Here is a 340-nt window from a genome sequence, read left to right on the forward strand (position 1 = left end):
CCCGAAGGACGACACGCCCGCACGGCGCGGGTGGCCGGTGGCCGGCCAGTCGGTGCGCTCGGTGAGCAGCTCGACGGCGCCGGCCGTCCAGTCGACGTGCGACGACGGCGCGTCCACGTGCAGCGTGCGCGGCAGCACACCGTTCTGCATCGCCAGCACCATCTTGATCACGCCCGCGACACCGGCCGCCGCCTGCGCATGCCCGATGTTCGACTTGATCGACCCCAACAGCAGCGGGACTTCCCGGTCCTGCCCGTACGTCGCGAGCAGCGCCTGCGCCTCGATCGGATCACCCAGCGTCGTCCCCGTCCCGTGCGCCTCCACGGCATCCACGTCGGCA

1 protein-coding gene is annotated in these 340 nt (G+C 72.4%); it reads right to left on the reverse strand.

The features are described 5' to 3' along the window. Positions 1–340: hypothetical protein (locus PUR71_RS01255; protein ID WP_329924405.1), on the reverse strand; the 340-nt coding region annotated here is incomplete at both ends.

This window comes from Streptomyces sp. SP17BM10 (assembly GCF_036322405.1).
In the GTDB taxonomy this organism is placed as follows: Bacteria; Actinomycetota; Actinomycetes; order Streptomycetales; family Streptomycetaceae; genus Kitasatospora.